Origin of the sequence: Kitasatospora sp. NPDC001309 (assembly GCF_042896295.1) — a bacterium.
Lineage (GTDB): Bacteria > Actinomycetota > Actinomycetes > Streptomycetales > Streptomycetaceae > Kitasatospora.
This window is the reverse complement of sequence record NZ_JBIAXC010000031.1, coordinates 1-18,482: the sequence shown is the minus strand read 5'-3', so window position 1 is coordinate 18,482 and position 18,482 is coordinate 1. Positions and strand designations below refer to the sequence as shown.

Annotated in this window: 8 protein-coding genes; 1 reads left to right on the top strand and 7 read right to left on the bottom strand. The window is 74.4% G+C overall.

What is annotated here, in order from left to right:
- Positions 1–5 precede the first annotated feature (5 nt).
- The 7 genes from ACFY2K_RS27650 to ACFY2K_RS27620 are packed head-to-tail and all read right to left on the bottom strand — an operon-like array spanning position 6 to position 10,077.
- Positions 6–767 carry an SDR family NAD(P)-dependent oxidoreductase gene (locus tag ACFY2K_RS27650; protein WP_380523298.1) on the bottom strand — a complete coding sequence of 254 codons (762 nt, stop codon included), beginning with the start codon at positions 765–767 and terminating at the stop codon, positions 6–8.
- Positions 764–1,006 carry an acyl carrier protein gene (locus ACFY2K_RS27645; protein WP_380523299.1) on the bottom strand — a complete coding sequence of 81 codons (243 nt, stop codon included), beginning with the start codon at positions 1,004–1,006 and terminating at the stop codon, positions 764–766. Before ACFY2K_RS27645 ends, ACFY2K_RS27650 begins: the two co-directional genes overlap by 4 nt.
- 38 nt (positions 1,007–1,044) lie before the next feature.
- Positions 1,045–2,292: an aminotransferase class I/II-fold pyridoxal phosphate-dependent enzyme gene (locus ACFY2K_RS27640; protein ID WP_380523300.1), complete on the bottom strand. Its 1,248-nt coding sequence runs from the start codon at positions 2,290–2,292 to the stop codon at positions 1,045–1,047.
- A complete protein-coding gene (locus ACFY2K_RS27635) occupies positions 2,289–4,382 on the bottom strand; it encodes a condensation domain-containing protein (protein ID WP_387714935.1) in 2,094 nt (697 codons plus the stop codon). The genes ACFY2K_RS27640 and ACFY2K_RS27635 overlap by 4 nt, the downstream gene beginning before the upstream one ends.
- Positions 4,383–4,391: 9 nt before the next feature.
- Positions 4,392–5,669 (bottom strand): beta-ketoacyl-ACP synthase II, encoded by a 1,278-nt coding sequence (gene fabF / locus ACFY2K_RS27630; RefSeq protein ID WP_380531719.1) that lies wholly within the window; start codon positions 5,667–5,669, stop codon positions 4,392–4,394.
- A complete protein-coding gene (locus ACFY2K_RS27625) occupies positions 5,666–7,360 on the bottom strand; it encodes a thiamine pyrophosphate-binding protein (RefSeq protein ID WP_387714932.1) in 1,695 nt (564 codons plus the stop codon). The genes fabF and ACFY2K_RS27625 overlap by 4 nt, the downstream gene beginning before the upstream one ends.
- A 5-nt stretch (positions 7,361–7,365) precedes the next feature.
- Positions 7,366–10,077: an aldehyde dehydrogenase family protein gene (locus ACFY2K_RS27620; RefSeq protein ID WP_387714929.1), complete on the bottom strand. Its 2,712-nt coding sequence runs from the start codon at positions 10,075–10,077 to the stop codon at positions 7,366–7,368.
- 710 nt (positions 10,078–10,787) lie between these two features.
- Here ACFY2K_RS27620 and ACFY2K_RS27615 point away from each other — a divergent pair.
- Positions 10,788–18,353 carry a LamG-like jellyroll fold domain-containing protein gene (locus ACFY2K_RS27615; protein ID WP_387714926.1) on the top strand — a complete coding sequence of 2,522 codons (7,566 nt, stop codon included), beginning with the start codon at positions 10,788–10,790 and terminating at the stop codon, positions 18,351–18,353.
- The last annotated feature ends 129 nt before the right edge of the window (positions 18,354–18,482 follow it).

Sequence of the window (18,482 nt, the reverse complement as noted above, 5' to 3'; positions counted from 1 at the left end):
GACGGTCAGGCGATGTGGGTACCGCCGTCGACGGTCAGGGTGGTGCCGGTGACGTAGGACGACGCGTCGGAGACGAGGAAGACCAGTGCGGCGGCGAGTTCCTCGGGCCGCCCGAGGCGGCCGGAGAGCACCCGGGGCAGCACCGCCTCCAGGTAGCCCTCGGCGTAGCCGTCGGTCATCGGGGAGGGGAACAGGCCGGGGGCGAGGGCGTTGACCCGGATGCCCCGGCCGGGGGTCCACTGCTGGGCGAGGTCGCGGGTGAGCCCGAGGAGCCCGGCCTTGGAGGCCGAGTAGGCGGCCTGCGGCAGGCCGCCGGTGACCAGGGCCAGGATGCTGGAGACGTTGACGACGGCACTGCCGGGCCGCATCACCGCGCCGGCGGCCTGGGCCATCCAGTAGGCGCCGTTGAGGTTGGTGTCGACGACCTCGCGGAACTGCTCCGGGGTCTCCTCCTCCGCAGGTCGTTCGCCGCTGATCCCGGCGTTGTTGACGAGGATGTCCAGCCGCCCGAAGGCCCGTACGGCGGCGGTCACCAGCGCGCGGCAGTCGGCCGGTTCGGTGACGTCGGTCCGTACGGCGAGGGCCCGGCGGCCGAGCGCCTCGACGGTCGCGCGCACGGCCTCCAGGCGTTCGGCGCGCCGGGCGGCGAGCACGAGGTCGGCACCGGCCTCGGCCAGCGCGGTCGCGAAGGCCACACCCAGGCCGGAGGAGGCGCCGGTGACCACGGCGACGCGGCCGTCCAGCCGGAAGCGGTCGAGGACGCTCACCGGCGCCCGGCGACGTAGTCCACCGCGTCGCCGACCGTCCGCAGGTCCTTGACCCGGTCGTCGGGGATCTTCACCTCGAACCGGTCCTCGACCGCCACCGCGATCTCCATCATGGCCAGGGAGTCGACGTCGAGGTCGTCGGCGAACGAGGTCTCGGCGCTCACGTCGGCGGAGTCGACGCCGAGGACCTCCTCGATGATCTCGGCGATGGCGTCCAGGATGTCGTGGTCGTTCGTCACGGGTTCCTCCGGAGGGGGACGGGGGTGCCAGGGGGCGGTCAGACGCCGAGGCGCCGGCGGTAGTCGACGAGGGTGCGCAGGAAGCCGTCCACCTGCTCCTCGGTGTGGCCCGCGTGCGGGAACAGGCGCAGCAGCGCCTGGTTGCGGGTGACCGCCGGGTAGGAGAAGACGGGCACGAGGTAGCCGTCCTCGACGAACCACTCCCGCATCTGCAGGGCGGCGGCGTCGTTCCCGATCGGCACCGAGAGCATGTACGACTCGGTGGGCGTCGTCGCCGTGCCGGCCTCGTGCATCCGGCGGCGCAGGCGGGCGGCATGGGCCAGGTAGTCGTCGACGATCCGGGGATCGGCGGCCAGGGCGGCGATCGTGCGGTCGGCCGCGTGGGCGGTCGGCGGCTGGATGGCGGCCGTGAACATCGAGGTGCCGGAGAGGAGTTCGAAGGCGTCGACGGCCGCCGCCGGACCGGCGATGGCGCCGCCCTCCAGCCCGATGGCCTTCGACAGCGACACCATGACGAAGTCGGCCCGTTCCCGGATCGCGGCCGCCTCCCGGGCGTAGGGGCGGTGCTCCGGCCCGTAGACCATGAAGCCGTTCGCGTCGTCGATCATGCTGACGGCGCCGTGCCGGTCGCACTCGTCGAGGATCTCCACGATCGGCCCCATGGTGCCGTCGGCCGAGTAGATGCTCTCGGCGATCACCACCGTCTTGCGGGCGCGGACCCGGCGCAGGATCCGGGCCAGGTCGGCGACGTCGTTGTGCCGGAAGGCGTGCACGTGGCGGCCGTAGTCGAGCCCCTGGAGGCCCTTCCAGATGCTCCAGTGGACGTCCCGGTCGACGACGAAGACGGTGTCGTGGTTGCGGACCTCGATCCCGTCGTCGAAGTGCGCGGAACTGCTCATGGCGTGCACGAACCCGATGTTGGCCAGCAGTCCGGTGGCGAAACTGATGGCGCGTTCCTTGCCGGTGTGGCGGGCGATCGTCTCCTCCAGCACCTGGTGCGGGCGGCAGATCCCCTGGGTCATCCGGGAGCCGCTGGTGCTCAGCCCGTGGGCCAGCGCCCCCTCGGCGAAGTGGCGCCGCACCGGGAGGTGGCGCTCCAGGTCGAGGAAGCTGATGCTGGCGAAGTTCACCAGCTCGCGGCCGTTGCGGACGACGGTCGGCCCGACCGGGCCGTCCACCACCGGCGGGCGGTACGCCGTGTCGTGGGTGTTGGCCTCGACGAAGGCGGCGAAGGCCCACGGGGCCAGGCGGTCCTCGGGCGGTGCGGTGCTGCGGGGCGCGGTCATGGTGAGGTCCCTCCTGCACGGTGGGCGCGGGGCGGCAGGGGTGGTGGCGGTGCTGCTGGTGCTGCTGCTGGTGCGGGCTGTGCGGGCAGTCCGGGCGGTGCGGGCGGTGCGGGCTCCAGGGCGGCGGCGAGGTGGCCGAGCGAGGCCGTTCCGGCCAGTTCGTCCGACGCGATCCCGGTGAGGCCGGACCGGCGGAGCAGCGCCAGCAGACGGGGGACGGCGACCAGGGTGACGCCGTGGTCGGCCAGACAGCGGTTCAGGTCCACGGTGTCCGGGCTGCCGGGTCCGCCTGGTCCGCCGGGGCCACCAGGTGCGGCGGCGGTGGCGACGGCGGCGGCCAGCGCCCGTTCGGCGGCCGTGCCGGGCAGGCGGCGCGGGACCCGCAGCGCTTCGGCGCGGGTCGTGGTGGTGGCGCCGGGCCCGGCCGGGGAGAGTACGTAGCGGCCCGGGGCCAGCAGGCCCGGCACCTCGTCGAGGTGGTCCAGCACGTGGCGGTGCAGGTCCTCCGGGGTGACGCCGGGGGCGGTGCGGGCCCGGGCGACGAGGTGCGGCTCCTCGTCCGCCCCCGTCACCTCCCTGCCGGGCGCCACCGTCACGTCGAGCACCCCGGGGCAGTCGCGCAGCACCGCCGCGACCGCGGCCGGGCGCACCCAGCCCTGCGGGGCGCGCCACCACCCGGGGGCGGCCGGTGCGGTCGGGCGCGCCGGGACGGGGCACTCGGCGCCGTCGGCCGCCGCGCGCAGCAGGGCGCACAGCCGGACGGGCAGGGCGGCGGCCTGCCCGGCGTCGAGCAGGTGGTCCCCGACGGTGACGTCGAGGGTGACGGCCCCCGCGTCGAGGGCGAGGTCGACGTAGAGCGTGTCGCAGGGCTCGTCGGGCGCGCTGCGGAGCCAGCCGTCGCCCGACCCGTCCGGCGCGGTGCCAGGCACCGGCGCAGGCACCGGGACCGGGGGGTCGAGGTACCCCGGGGCCAGGTACCCCGGGACGAGGTAACCGCGCGGCCAGGAGTAGCAGTTGTACTCGATGGCGGGCACCGTCCTGACCCCGCGGCGGCGGTCCGTCCGCGCCTGGGCGGCGACCAGTTCGGCAGGCCGCCAGTGGCCGTACCGGTAGGCCGTCGCGGAGGCGGCGGCGACCGAGGCGACCACCTCGCCGAAGGCCGCGCCCGGACGCAGGTCGATCTGCACCGGGACGGTCAGGGCCCGGACCCCGATGCTGCCCCGCACGGCGGCCCGGGCCCGGTTGGAGACCACCACCGAGGCGAGGAAGCGGAGTTCGCCGGTACGCGCGGCGACGTCGTGGGCCAGCGCCGCGAGCACGACGACCTCGGGGCTGACCAGGTGGCGCCGGGCGATGTGGCGCAGGTGCCGGTAGGCGCTCACCGAGCGGTGCTGGAGTCGGTGGCGCCCGGTGCCGTCCGGGGACCCGCCGAACGGGGCCAGAACCCCGGTGGGGTTGTCCGCGAGGCGCGTCAGCCACTCCCGCTCCGCCGCGCGGGCCCGCTCCGGCGTCTGGGTGGCGAGCGCGTCGAGCGGCTGCGAGGCCGTCCCCAACGGTGCCGCCGTGCCGCGCAGTTGATCGTGCAGCTGGTCGAGCAGCACGGCCAGCCCCCACCCGTCGATCAGCACGTGGTGGGCGGCGATCAGCACCGCCCGCGGCTGCCCCGCCGTCAGCAGCACCCGGGCGAGCCAGGGCGGGTTCCGCTCGGGGTCGATCGGGCGGGCGGCCAGGGCCGCGGTGGCGGCCTCCAGGGTGGCGGCGTCGACCACCGGCACGTCCAGGTGGTCGACCGGCAGCGGCGCCCAGTGCGCGCGGTGCACGTGCTGGACCGGGCACAGCGGATCGACGGTGGTGCGCAGCGCCTCGTGCCGGGCGGTCAGGGCGGCGAGCGCCGCGTGGACGTCGGCGAGGGAGGCCGACGGCGGGACGTGGCAGTGGTCGGCGAGCGGCGTCGGGTTCACCCGCCGCGCCGGGGGCACGGTGCGCTCGAACCAGTGCCACTCCTGGACCCAGGTCAGCGGCCCGCTGCGGGTGACGGTGCCGGCGCCGGTCGCGGTGCCGGCGGTGGCGGTCTCCGGACGGCGGTGCACGGCCGGCCCTCAGACCGCTCGGACCACGAGGGCGGCATTGTGGCCCCCGAAACCGAAGGAGTTGCTGAGCGCGATCCGCAGGCGCTCGTGGTGCTGCGCCCGGTGCGGCACGAAGTTGATCTCCGGGTCGATCGGCTCGTCGCAGTTGACGGTGGGCGGGACGTCGCCCGTGCGCAGGACCTGGATCGACGCCACCAGCTCGACGGCCCCGGCGGCACCGATCATGTGCCCGGTCATCGACTTGGTGGAGCTGACCGGGATTCGGGTGACCCGCTCGCCCAGCACCCGGCGCAGCACCGCCGTCTCGGTGGCGTCGTTCAGCAGCGTTCCGGTGCCGTGCGCGTTGACGTAGTCCACGTCCGCCCCGGTGATCCCCGCGTCGCGCAGTGCCGCCTCGACGGCGAGGCACGCTCCCCGCCCCTGCGGGTGGGGCGCGGTCCAGTGGTGGGCGTCCGAACTCGCCCCGTAGCCCGCGAGTTCGGCCAGCGCCGTGGCGCCCCGACGCTCGGCCGTCCCGGCGGCCTCCAGGACCAGCACGGCGGCTCCCTCGCTCATCACGAACCCGTCGCGGTGCGCGTCGAACGGCCGGCAGGCCGCCGTCGGGTCGTCGTTGCGCCGGGACAGCGCGCGGGCGTTGCCGCTGCCCGCGAGGTCGACGGCGGTGACACAGGCGTCCGCGCCGCCGGCCAGCACGACGTCGGCCTCGCCGGTGGCGATCATGCGCATCCCGGCGCCGACCGCGTCCGCGCCGCTGGCGCACGCCGTGCTCTGGGCCCGGCTCGGTCCCCAGGCCCCGATGCGCATGCTGATCTCCCCGGCGGCGCTGTCCATGGCGGTCGTGACCTGGGCGAACGGGCTGATCGCCCGCGGCCCCCGGGCGCGCAGGGTGTCGGCGGCCCGGTAGATCGACCCGACCGGGCCGTAGCCGCTGCCGATGACCACGGCGACCCTCGGCGCCAGGCCGTCGTCGACGACCAGCCCGGCGTGCCCGCACGCCTCCAGCGCCGCGGCCAGGGCGTACTGGGCGTACGGGTCGGTGCGACGGCGGACCGCCGGCGGCATGTAACGGTCGGGTACGAAGCCGCGGACCTGCCCGCCGATCCGGACGTCCAGACCGGTCACGTCGATCGCGTCCACGGCGGCGATGCCGCTGCGCCCGGCCAGCATCGCCGTCCAGGTCTCCCCGGCGCTGTGGCCGAGCGGGGTCACCGCCCCGTACCCGGTGACGACCACCCGGCGCCGGTACCGGCCGTACCCGGCGTCAACCCGCGCTCCGGTGCCGGTCATTGGGGCACCGCCCCGGCGTCGCGGACGGCCGGGAGGACGTCGTCGGGGGAGACCGGCACCAGGAGCACGGCGGTGCCGCCCCGGGCGCAGAACCGGCGTGCGGTGCGGAGTTCGGCGGTGAGCGCGGCCTTGTCGCGCAGCACCCGGCAGTGGACGTCCGGCCCGTCCACGGCGGGCGGCGGCGAGCCCGGGCGGGTGAAGGCATGGCGTCCGGCGTCGAGGCCGAGGCGGGCGCGCTGGGCGTCCAGCCAGCCGTAGCCGCCGTTGCACAGCACCACGTACAGCACGCCGCCGTGGCTGCGGGCGGTGGCGGCGATGTCCGCGCGGGCCGCGAGGAAGGCGCCGTCCCCGACGAACGCGGTGACCTCGTGGTCCGGGGCGGCCCGCTTGACCCCGATGGCCGCGGCCGCGCCGAAGCCCAGCGGGGTCTGCTCCGAGGGCACCACGGACCCGCCGCCGACCCGGAAGGGGAAGCCGTAGGACCACATGTCCTGCAGCCCGTTCTCCTGGACCAGCACGCGGGGCCCGTCGGCGGTGGCGTCGAGCGCGGCGAGCAGCTCGGCCACGCGGATTCCTGGCAGGGTCGCCGCCCGCGCCAACTCGGCCGCCGCGTCCAGCTCCAGGGCCTTGCGGGCGGCGGCGATGTCGTCCGCCCAGAGGCCGACGGCCTCCGCGCGCCCGACCCCGCCGTCCTGCTCCAGTGCCCGGGTCCAGCCGAGCACGGCATGCCGGGCGTCGCCGAGCACGCGCGGGCCCGGGAACTCCGCCGACAGCCCGGCCGGATCCAGATTGACCTGGACCACCGGGACCGGCGGCCACGGCTCCCCGCCCTCGACGACCGTCTCCTCCAGCCGGCCGGCGAGCGACACCACCAGGTCGCAGGAGGCCCACAACTCCCTTGCGGGGCGCCCGGCGTAGAGGCCCGCCACGCCGCAGAACAGCGGGTGGTGCTCGTCCACGGCGCCCCGGCCGGAGGCGGTGGTGAACAGCGCCGCGCCGAGGCGGTCGGCGAAGCGCTCGACCGCGCCGCCGCCGTTGCGGTGCCGCATCCCGCCGCCCACCAGCAGCACCGGACGCCGGCTCGCGCGCAGTGCCGCCAGGGCCGGGCCCGGCGCCGTCCGGGGGAGCGGCTCGGCGTCGAACAGCGGTTCCGGCAGGCTCGGCCGCGCTCCGGGGACGAGCACCTCGGCCGTGCGGACGTCATCGGGCACCTCCAGGTACACCGGCCCGGCCGGCGGCCCCACGGCCCGGGTCAGGGCCGTCACCGTCGCGGGGACGACCCGGTCCGGGTGCCCCACCCGGTGCGCCCAGCGGACCAGCGGCGCCGTCACGGCGACCTGGTCGAGTTCCTGGAACCCGCCACTGCCCCGGCGGCGTTCGGGCGTGCCGGCGGCGAGCACCAGCACGGGCGCGCCGGACTCGCGCGCCTCCAGCAGCCCGGTGGCCGCGTGGGTGACGGCCGGGCCCTTGCCCAGCGCGCAGACCGCGAGCCGACCCGACTGCAGCGCGTACCCGGTGGCCATGTACATCGCGTTGCGCTGGTCGCGGCACGGGACGAGGTCCAGGCCGGCGGCGTCGAGGGCGCGCAGCAGCTCCAGGTCGTCGCCGGGCAGTCCGAAGCAGGTGTCCACCCCGTGCGCCACCAGCAGCTCGACGATCGCCGACCAGGCGTCCGGGTGCCGCCGGTCCACCCGGCTCACTCCCCGACCGCCGTGACGGGGACGGCCGGGGCGGGGACCGCTGGGGCGAGGACGGCCGTGTCGGGGACGGCCGTCGGGAGGACCCGCGCCACGGCCTGCGACATCAGCAGCGGCTCGGCGCGCCGTTCGCCGCCGTAGGAGAGGTAGTTGGCGCGCAGCCCGAAGCCGCCGAACGGACGGTTGCCGTCCTCGGCGTCGAGCAGGGTGTGGTTGACGCAGGTGCGGTGACGCCTGGTCAGGACCTCCACCGTCGCCGGATCGTTCCCGTACACCATCGCGCCCAGTGCGCGCTCGCCGAAGTAGGGGCTCGCCAGCCGTTCGCGCAGCAGCCTCGCGCTGGGGTAGGCCACCACGTTGAACACCGGGGCGAACATCTCCTCCAGCGGGAGCTTGTCGTCGAAACCCCAGAGCAGCACGGTCGGTTCGACCTTGCGGGACGGCAGGTCGATGCGCCCGCCGTGCCGGATGCGGCGGGCGTGCCGCACCAGGTAGTCCGAGCAGTCGATCAGCGCAGAGTCGTAGAAGAGCGGGCCGTAGTCGGCGGCCGGGTCGCCGTTCGGACCGAAGCGCAGGGACGCGAGCTCGGCGGACAGCCGGTCGACGAACTCCTCGGTGCGGCCCTTCGGGGCGAACACGACGTCGGGACCGAAGCAGTCCTGGCCCGAATTGTAGAGCCGGATCCGCATGACGTCGTGCACGGCGAGTGCGAGATCGGCGTCGGGCGCGATCACGAAGGGGTTGATGCCGTGGCCGAAGAAGAGGAACAGCTGGTCCTCCGCCAGGCCTTCCCGAATGGTCTCGGCATTGGCGTAGTCACCGGTGAAGACGATCAGGTCGGCCTCGCGCACCGGTCCCGTCACGAACTTGCGCTGGCTGAGCCCGGAAAGGGTGATCGGCAGGCCGTGGACCGGTGCCAGCAGATCGTGCAGGCGCTGCATCTGGCCCCGGATTTCGGAGGACGGCCGGAAGGTTATTCTCTCGCTGTAGAGGGACGCCACCAGCATGTAGAGCGCATAGGAATAGAGCGGGATGTTGGAGGGCGTGAAGACCGCCGCCCGGGGCACGTGGCCGGGCCGGACGCGGCGGACCTCCTGCTCCGCGCCGTCGAGGGCGGCGAGGAAGGAGCGGATCTCGGTGGCGGCGGTGCGGTGGGGCGAGACCTCGGTGAGGATCCGCAGCACCGCGTCCTCGTGGTCGGCCACGTACCGGCGCACCGCGCGCAGCGCGTCGACCCGGTCGGGGAAGGGGATGCGGTAGTCGTCCGGGGTGGTGGGCGGGGCCGTGGTGTCGGGGGTCGTCGTCCGGTGCGACGCGGGCAGCGAGGTCATGGCGATCTTCTCCAGAACGGCCCGGTCGGGCTTTCCCGTGTTGGTGAGCGGCAGCGAGGGAAGCACCACGACCTGGTCGGGCTGCTCGTAGCGGGCCAGCAGCGGACGCAACAGCCCTTTCCAGTGGGCGGGTTGGTGGCCGTCCGGGTCCTCGACCACGAACACCAGGCGGCAGCCCAGGCGGGCGTCGGGCACGGCGACGACCTCCGTCCGCGCCCCGGCCGCCCCGGCCCGCTCGGCGAGGTGGTCGGGGTAGAGCGTGTGCCCCTCCCGGTGCACGGCGTGCTTGCGCCCGATCGGGAAGACCCGGCCGGCGTCGTCGAGCAGCCCGATGTCCCCGGTGCGGTGCACCGCACCCGGGACCGGGACGATCTCGCCGTCCTCGCCGAGCAGACCCGTCATCAGGCCCGCGCTGCGGACCACGAGCTCGCCGAGCCGACCGCAGGGGAGCGGCCTGCCGTGCTCGTCGTGGACCTCGACGACCACCCCCGGCAGCGGGGTGCCGCAGCCGACCGGATCGGCGGGCGGCGCCAGCGCGACGTTCCCCAGCTCCGTCGCCCCGTAGCCGTCGAGCAGGTGCCGGCCCGTACGGGCGTGGAAGCGGGCCGCCAGGCTGCGGCCCAGCGGCGCGCCGCCCACGCACCAGGCCCGTACCGTCCCCAGCGCGCCCACCAGCGCGGGGCGGCGGTCGAGCAGGTTGAGCAGGCTGTAGTAGGTCGACGGCGCCGCGTCCACGACGGTGAGGCCGTGCTCCACGCCGACCGCGAGCGCGTGGTCCAGACGGGTGCTCGGCCCGTAGACCACCAGCGTGCCCCCGCCCAGCCACCAGCAGAGCACCAGCGAGAGACCGTACTGGTGCGAGTACGGCAGCACGGGCAGGAAGACGTCGTCGGGCCGGTAGCCCATGCGGTCCGCGCTGAGCGCGAGGTTGTCCAGGATCGACCGGCCGGAGCGCACGATGCCCTTGGGGCTGCCCGTCGTGCCCGAGGACCACGAGATCGCGGCATCCCGCCGCCGGGCCCAGCCCGCGGGATCGGGCTCGGCCGCCGGCGCAGTCACCGTCGCCGCACCGCTCCGCGGCGCCGCCGCCTCGACCGCGCCGTCGCCGAGGTCGAGCACCACCCGGGCCAGCTGCCGGATCCGGGCCCGCTGGGCGGGGGTGGCCCGGTGATCGGCCAGCACCACCGAGGCGTCGAGGTGGACGAGCGCGAGCAGCACGACGACCCATTCCGGCGAATTGGCCCCGCTCATCATCACCCGCGAGCCGGGCCGGACATTTCGACGGGCCAGGAGTTCGGTGGCACCGAATACCCGGGCCAGGATTTCCTCGGTCTCCCAGATGCGCCCCTCGGGCGATATCAAACGCCTGGAAATGGGCAACTCGTGCTCCTCGGTACCAGGTGGTCGAAAGCGACTATCGCATACCCGGAGAACGGTGTCGAGGGCTACTCTGAAACCCGTGGCATGTACGGGGAATCTGAATACCCGAGTGACGAAAGGGATATGTGGAGATTCGATTCTCCAGCGTGGGAATGATTCCAGTCATTTCCCTTTTCCGGATTCTTCGCCACGCGTTCGACAGGGTTCCGACCCGGTCTCGGGTCTGGGGTCAGGGCCGGGCTGTCGGCGGGGACCGTCCACTCGGACGAGCGGCGCAAGTTCGGCGGGCAATAGGGCGCGCGTCGGCCGGGGTTGGCGTCGAGAGGGTCGGCGCCGAGCGGGGTGAGGGTGTGTCGCACGGTGCGTCCCCGCCGGGTGGTCGCCACCAGTCCGGCCGCACGCAGCGCCGCCGCGTGCGCCGAGGCCGCCAGGGGCCTGGTGCCCAGGCGCCCGACCAGCCGTGGGGGACGGGTCTTCCCCACTTCGGCCCCGGTCGCAGCCGGTTCTGCGGACTCCGGTTCGCGCGTGGCGCCCGGGGTAGGGACGGACGGTGCCGCGGGCGTCGGGGGTCGGCGGGTGGCCGGATCGCCGGGGTGCCGCGGCGGGAAAGTGACTTGATGGATCATCACGTTCGGTGAAACCGTGGATGCGTTCTGTGGTGATCGCGCGGCCGTCGGTAGCCCTACGGCCACCGGACGTGAGGTGGCGGCTTGACGGAGCAGCAGCACTTGGCGAAGGTCTACGGCGACCGGGCCTACGTGCACACGACGACGGTGCGGCACCAGGGGAGCACGGTCGCGTTCGCGATGGACGACCAACGGCGCCTCGTCTACAGCGTCCTGGACCTGTCCCGGCACGACGAGGCGAAGGGCGAGGCCGACGCGGCCTACTGGTCGGAGGACCCGCTGACGCTGCGCTTCCCGGCCGAGGTGGCCCGGGTCGGCTACGCGGTGGCGGGCTCGGTGCGGATGCCGGTGGTCAAGCGCGGAGGCCGGGTGGAGGCGGACGCGGCGGAGCGGCTGGAGGAGCAGGAGCTGGACCGGTTCCTGTCCAGCACCGCCCGGCTCGGCGCCGCCGCCCCCTTCCACGTCGTCTCCGACGGCACCCACGTCTACGTGCTGCGCCAGTCGGTGCGGGCCGACCACCCGGACGCGGTGTTCCGGCTCGCCGACGGCACCGGCTCCTCCGGCGACCCCGCCCGCACGGACTACCTGGCCACGGAGGGCGGGCGCAAGGTCGCGGTGGTCGACGCGACCCTGTTGTGCGACCGCTTCGTGCTGGCCGGCGGCGAGTTGAAGCCGGTGCTGGAGGTCCGCTACCGCCGGAGCCGGCACAAGGGCCGCCCGGACTCCGCCAAGGACAGCCTCGGCACCCAGGACATGGAGGGGCGGCCGTTCGTCGAGCCGACCCAGGAGCTGTCCTTCGTCCGCAACCTCTCCGAGGGCCGCTTCGCCGCCCTGCTGGTACCCACCGCCGTGCACGGCCGGGAGCGCTGGCAGGTCTTCGCCCACAACGACGCCACCGGCCGGATCGACGCCTTCAGCGTCCAACGCAGCCGGGACGGCCTCTTCGACACCCGGGGCACCCAGGCCTGGACCAGCCCCGACCCGCGCCACCGGAACGCCGTCTATGAGAGCGCGCCCGGCACCTGCCCGTTCACCGGCCGTCCGCTGGTCCCCGCCGAGGACGGGGGCGGCCGGGCGGGGACGGCGCTGCGTTTCGACGGCGTCGACGACCTGGCCGAACTGCCGAGCAGCGCCCTCGACCTGGCCGACTCCGACTTCACCGTGGAGTTCTGGGCCCGGCGCACCGCCACCGGCGGCCGTGAGGACTTCCTGATCGGCCACGGCGCCTCCAGCGGCGTCCGGCTGCGCACCTTGCACATCGGCTTCCGCCCGGACGACACCTTCACCTTCGCCTTCTTCCACGACGACCTGGACATCCCGCAGCGCACCACCGACACCGACTGGCACCACTGGGCCTGCGTCTTCACCCGGGACACCCGCGAGCAGGTCGTCTACCGCGACGGCGTCGAAGTCGGCCGCCGCACCACGGACATGCCGTACGCCGGCCTCGGCGGCCTCACCCTGGGACGCGGTGCCCGCTCCTTCGGCCGCGGAGAGCTGGACGAGGTGCGGATCTGGCTCCGCCCGCGCGGCGGCGCGGAGATCGCCGCCGACCGCGGCCGCCGGCTGATCGGCAACGAACCCGGGCTGGCCGTCTACTACCGCTTCGACGAGGGCTCCGGCACCACCCTGCACGACCAGACCGACCACGCCCGGCACGCCGCGCTGAGCGGCGGCCCCGCCTGGGTCACCTCGGACGCCCCCGTCGGCGAGGACTCCGGGGTGAGCCGCAGCAGCTTCGCCTTCACCGGGCGCCGGGTGGTCTCCGGCCTGTCCGCGCTGCTGCACCACCAGCAGGAGGCCGCGCCCGCCGGCTACGACCAGGCGTCCAAGCCGGTCAAGCGCCAGGCCAGGGTGCTGCTCGCCTGCACCACCGGCGGGCCCGACCCGGTGACCGGCCGGGCCACCGACGAGGCCTACGTCGCCACCGTGGACCTCGGCGTGGGCCGGGACGGCCGGCTGGCCCAGGTGCCGGAGGAGCTGGCGCTGCCGGTGCTGGCCGCGCCGGAGTCCAGCGGGACGGTCGACGCGGCCGGGGAGGTGGACGCCCAGGTGGCGAAACTGGCCCGGGACGTCGCCGCCACCGAGGCCGAGATCACCCGACTCCAGCTGGAGACCGCCGAGATCCCCGACGTCGAGCGCCAACGCGCCGAGGTGCGCGCCGAGTTGGAGAGCGACTACTCCTACTGGCGCTACCGGCTGCGGTTCAAGCTGCAGAAGGACGGCAAGGACCAGTACCTCGCGGTGCAGGGCGACCGCAAGGACAGCGTCGCCCCGCTGGTGCGCACCGCCGACCGGCAGGCCGCGTCCACGGTCTGGACCTTCGAGCCGACCGGCACCACGATCAACGGCTTCGCCTGCTGCTTCGTCAAGAACGTCAACTCCGGACTCGACATGAACGTCGACAACCGGCGGACCGGCAACGACATCCCCCTGATCCAGTACCGCCGGGAGGCCGACAACGCCGCCACCCACTTCGCGCTCGACGGCTGGAACGGCTACAGCCTGGTGGCCCGGCACAGCCACCAGCTGGTCGCGGCCCGGGACAGCCAGGGCGACCGCATCGTCCAGTACGACTACGCGACGGCGAAAGACTCCGGCGAGGGCGTCCTCATCCTGGAGCGGATCGACAACTCGCTGAAGTCCAACCCCACCACCGACCGGCTCAGCCGGCAGATCTCCGAGCTCACCGAGCGCCTGGAGCTCCTCGGCACCAAGCAGGACCGGCTCGCCCAGCAGCGCCGCGCCCTGACCGCCCAGCAGGCCGCTCTCGCCGCCAAGCAGGAGGAACTGGGCCGACTCACCGGCGGCGTGCGCGGATCCGACGACATCGCCCTGCCGGTGCCGCAGCTGACCGTCGACCGCACCGGCCTGAGCGGCTCCGGCGCGCTGCTGGGCTTCGCCCGCGCCGCCGACCGCCCTTTCCTGCTGGACAGCGCCACCGGCAACGTCGTGCTCTACTTCCGGGGCTCCAACGGCCAGTTCTTCGCCGCCTACTACGACAGCCAGGTGCTGCGCTCCTCCCGGCAGCTGGCCGCCGGCGCGCGGACGGTCTCCTTCACGGCCCGGGACGCGGGCACCGACCTCACCGGGACCGGGATCACCGTCGAGGCCGGGGACGGCCCGACGCAGGTCACCCTCACCATCCGGCACGGCGGGCAGACCGAGAAGTGGTCGCACCTGCCCCGCCGGGCCGAGGACTTCGCCGCCGTGGTCAACGGCGCGGCCGAGCAGCCCGTCACGATCGGCTCGGTCCTGCGGATCGACGGCGACGTGGTGCAGTTCACCGAGGGCACCCTCGCCCCGCTGGCCGGCCCCGGCTTCGTGACCGTCGGCGGCCACGGCTTCCGCTTCGAGGGCAGCCACCCCGCCGGGTCGAAGTCGCTGCGCCTCGGCGCGGGTGCGGAGCCGGCCCTGCTGAAGCCCGGGATGAGCGTGCAGCGGGTGCGCTACGACCACCGCTGGTCCGAGTCCTCGCAGCCCGGCAGCACCCTCGCCGAGGGCTCCCGGCTGATCACCGTCGACCCCGGGGGCCTGGCCGAACTGCCCCTGGGCAGTGCGGACGGCCTGGCGCGCGGCCACGGCGGGCGCTGGCGGGCCGACATGCCGGGCCGGGCCTACGCCTTCGACGGCAAGGGCCGCTTCCTGGCCCTGCCCGCCGGGCAGCTGCCCCGGGCGGCGACCCCGGGCGACCTCACCCTGGAGACCTGGGTCAACCCGGAGCGGGTCGAGGGTCCGGTGCGGCTGCTGCACGCCAACGCCGGGGACACCCCGTACGGCCTCGGCCTGCTCGGCACCCAGGCGACCTCCGGGCTGGTCTTCGACGGCACGGACGACGCCGCCGTGGTGCCCGACGCCTTCGGCTTCGGCGACGGCGACTTCACGGTGGAGTTCTGGGCCCAGCGCACCAAGGTCGACAGCCGGCCGCACATGGTGCTCGGGCACAGCGGTGCCGAGGGGCGCGCCAACGAGAGCCTGCACATCGGCTTCCGCAAGAACGGCTTCTTCACCTTCGCCTTCTACGGCGACGACCTGGACACCACCAAGCGGTTCTCCGACACCAAGTGGCACCACTGGGCCTGCGTGTTCCAGCGGGAGACCCGCCAGCAGGTGATCTACCTGGACGGGCAGGAGATCGCCCGGCGCACCGCCGACGCCCCGTACCGAGGGCAGGGCCGGCTCTCGCTGGGCACCGTGCTGTGCTGGCCCACCGAGTTCGCCGCCGTCCGGCTGGACGAGGTCCGGCTCTGGTCCAAGGCACGCGGCGGCGAGGAGCTGCGGGCCGGCCAGGGGCGGCGGCTGAGCGGCAACGAGGCGGGGCTGCTCGGCTACTGGACGTACTCGGCGCCCGAACCCGGTGCGCAGGCCGTCCTGACCGACCGCTCCGGGAACAACCGGCACGCCGAACTGCGCGGCATGCCGAAGCCCGTCCCGGCCCGCTCGCCGATCGCCGACGGCGGCCACCGGGTCGTCGGGTACGTCGGCGACCGCCGCGTGGTCAGCCGGGAGACCTTCCCGCTGCGCGAGTGGAGCCACCTCGCCCTGGCCTACCAGCAGTCCTGGGCGGTCGAGTTGACCGGCGACGCCTATCTCGACGTCCCGGACGACGACGCGCTGGACATCGCCGACGACCTGACGCTGGAGGTGTTCGCCCGCGTCGACCGCCTCGGCGAGACCCAGGGCCTGCTCTCCAAGGGCCGCACCGCCGACGGCGTCGGCGGCAGCGTGCCCTACCGGTTGGCCGTCCTGCCGGACGGGCGGCTGGAGTTCGCCTTCGAGGAGCCCGACGGCCGGGCCGTGCGCTTCACCTCCACCGAGGGCGTGAAGGCCGGGCAGTTCCACCGCATCGCCGTGGTCCGCAAGGGCGGCCGCTCGATGCAGGAGCAGAAGGGCACCAGGCAGATCACCGCGACCGGCGCTGACGGCAAGCCGGTCACCCAGAGCGTCGAGCTGGTCGAGTCGCTGGCCGTGCGCGAGTGGCAGGACATCCGCTTCCACCTGGACGGCCGGGAGATCGGTGCCGGCCGCTACGAGGGGGCCGGGCCGCGCGGCAACGACGCGCCGCTGGAGCTCGGCCGGGCCCGCGAGGGCGTCACCGTCCAGCAGCTGGCCGGGGTGCTCGCCGAGGTCCGGATCTGGGGCGCCGCCCGGGACGCCGCCCGGCTCGGCAGCGCCGTCACCGCCCGGGACCGCGGCCTGGTCGCGCACTGGCGCTTCGAGGAGAACGCGGGCAGCACGGCCGCCGACGCCACCGGCTCGCACCCGGCGCGGCTGCGCGGCGCCCGCTGGGTCCGCAACCCCGACCCGCGCGGCAGCGTCTTCCGGCTGTACCGCAACGGCGTCGCCGTGGCCTGCGACCCGGCCGGCACGCCGGGCCTGCCCGACACCGCCGCCTTCGCCGAGAACGGTGACGCCCAGCTGACCCTGGGCGCGGTGCTCAAGCGGGGCAAGCCCGTCGAGGCCTTCGAAGGCGTGCTGGAGGAGGTGCGGATCTGGCGCACCGCCCGCACCCACGAACAGCTGCTGGACAACCTGTTCACCCGGCTCAAGGGTGAGAAGGAGGACCTGGTCGCCTACTGGCCGTTCGACCGGGACTCCACCGAGGCGGGCACCGCCCAGGTCCGCGACGAGGGCCTGCGCGGCAACCACCTGGAGTTCGGCCCGGAGGCCACCCGCCCGCGCACCGTGCTCTCCACCGCCCCGGTCTCCAACGACGCCGCCCAGGTCCGCTCCGCCCTGGCCGGCCTGCGCAACGCGTTCCACCAGAGCGTCTCGGCCGCCCCGGCGGTCGCCGAGTACGCCGACATGCAGTACGGCTCGCGCGGTGAGGCCTTCGGCGTCCTCAAGCGCGCCTACAGCTACCTCCAGGACGGCCGCTGGCACCTGGTCACCGGCTACAAGGTCGGCGAGCTGGTCAGCGAGTGGGTCAGCCAGGTCCAGTTCGACCCCCAGCTGATCGGCTACGTCGAGGGCGCCCCGCCGATCCCCTCGGAGAACCTCACCGCGGGCCTGACCGACCCGGGCAGCGACACCTTCGAGGGCGCCTCCACGGTCAAGCTCACCGAGGCCGAACAGGTCGTCCGCTCGCTGTCCTCCGCCAAGGAGCGCAGCGTGGACGCCGCCTTCGGCTTCGCGCTCTCCCATGAGGTGGACGTCGACGTCTGGATGATCACCGCGCCGCTGGGATTCGGCATCGCCAAGTCCATCGCCAAGGGCGGGGTCTCGGCGAGCGTGCGGGGCAACCTGGAGTTCTCCAACAGCTGGGCCGAGGACACCTCCGTCTCCCAGGGCGAGAACACCGCCCGGACCACCAAGGTCTCGCTCACCGGCCACTGGGAGGACCCGGGCCGACTGCTCAACCCCACCGCCGGGCGCAGGTACGTGCCGGCCAACACCGGCTTCGCCGTCGTGCAGTCGCAGACCGCCGACGTCTTCGCGCTGCGCCTGGCGCACAGCTGCGCGCTGGTCGCCTACCGCATCCAGCCCAACCCCGACATCCCCAAGGACTGGAACGTCGTCCCGTTCCCGATCAACCCCCGCTACACCAAGCAGGGCACCCTGGACGGCACCGTCGGCTTCGACGAACGCGGCAAGGTCGCCGACCCCGACTACCGGGGCGGCCGGGAACGGGGCGAGTACAGCTACTTCAAGCCCCGCGAGGCGTACGCGCTCAAGCGCCGCATCCAGCGCGACCAGCAGCGCCTGCACAGCTACTACGACAGCGTCTCCACCGAGACCCACGCCCCCGACCCGCTCGCCCAGAAGGCCGGCCGGGTGCTCGGCGGCGCGATCGGCGCGGACGCCGCCCCGGCCCGCGGCCGGGAGAGCGCCGACAGCGCCACCGGACAGGGCTTCTCCCGCCGGGACCTGGTCAACACCTACGTCTGGACGGCCGCCGGCGGCTTCTTCGCCGAGACCACCGAGACCACCGACGTGGTCAGTGAGACCACGGCCGGCTCGTACTCGCTCTCCGGCTCGGTCGGCACCTCGATCGGCACCTCCTTCCAGATCGCGGGCATCGGCATCGGCGCCCAGCTCGACGCCTCCGTCGGCGGCGGGATGACCGCCACCCGGGCCCGCGGCAAGGAGGCCACCCGCTCCTTCGGACTGGAGGTGGAGGTCGCCCCCAGCAGCAACCTCCAGAGCTACGACACCGACCGCAACCCGGTCTTCGACCGGGACGGGAACCCCGTCAAGGTGCCCGGCAAGGTGGACGCCTACCGCTTCCTCAGCTTCTACCTCGGCGAGGACAGCGAGCACTTCGACAGCTTCTTCCACAAGGTCGTCGACCCGGTCTGGCTGGAGAACGGCAACGACCCCAACGCGGCGGCGCTGCGCCAGGCCCGCCAGGCGGACCGCAAGCCGCCGTGCTGGCGGGTGCTGCACCGGGTCACTTTCGTCAGCAGGGTCCTGCCCGACATCCCGCCGGCCGACGCGCCCCCGCTGGAGAAGGCGATGCGGCAGCTGGACGTGGAGAGCAACTACGAACTCGTCCGCCGCCTCGACCCCTACGTGAAGTCCGCCGCCACCGGCCTGCCCGAACTGGCCGAGGCCACCCGGGCGACGCTGGCCCGGGAGTTGCCGGAGCTGCTTCCGCACGCCGCCGACGTGATCGGCTTCCTCGCCCAGTACTACGGCGTGGACGCCTGAGCCCGGTCGGGGGCCCCGGGCGGGGCCGGCCCCGCCCCGGGGGCCGCCCCGGGGCCGGGGGGGGGGGGGGCGGGAGGGGTGGGCCCGGGCGGGCGGGGGTGGGGGGGGGGGAGGGTGTTTTTATGGGTG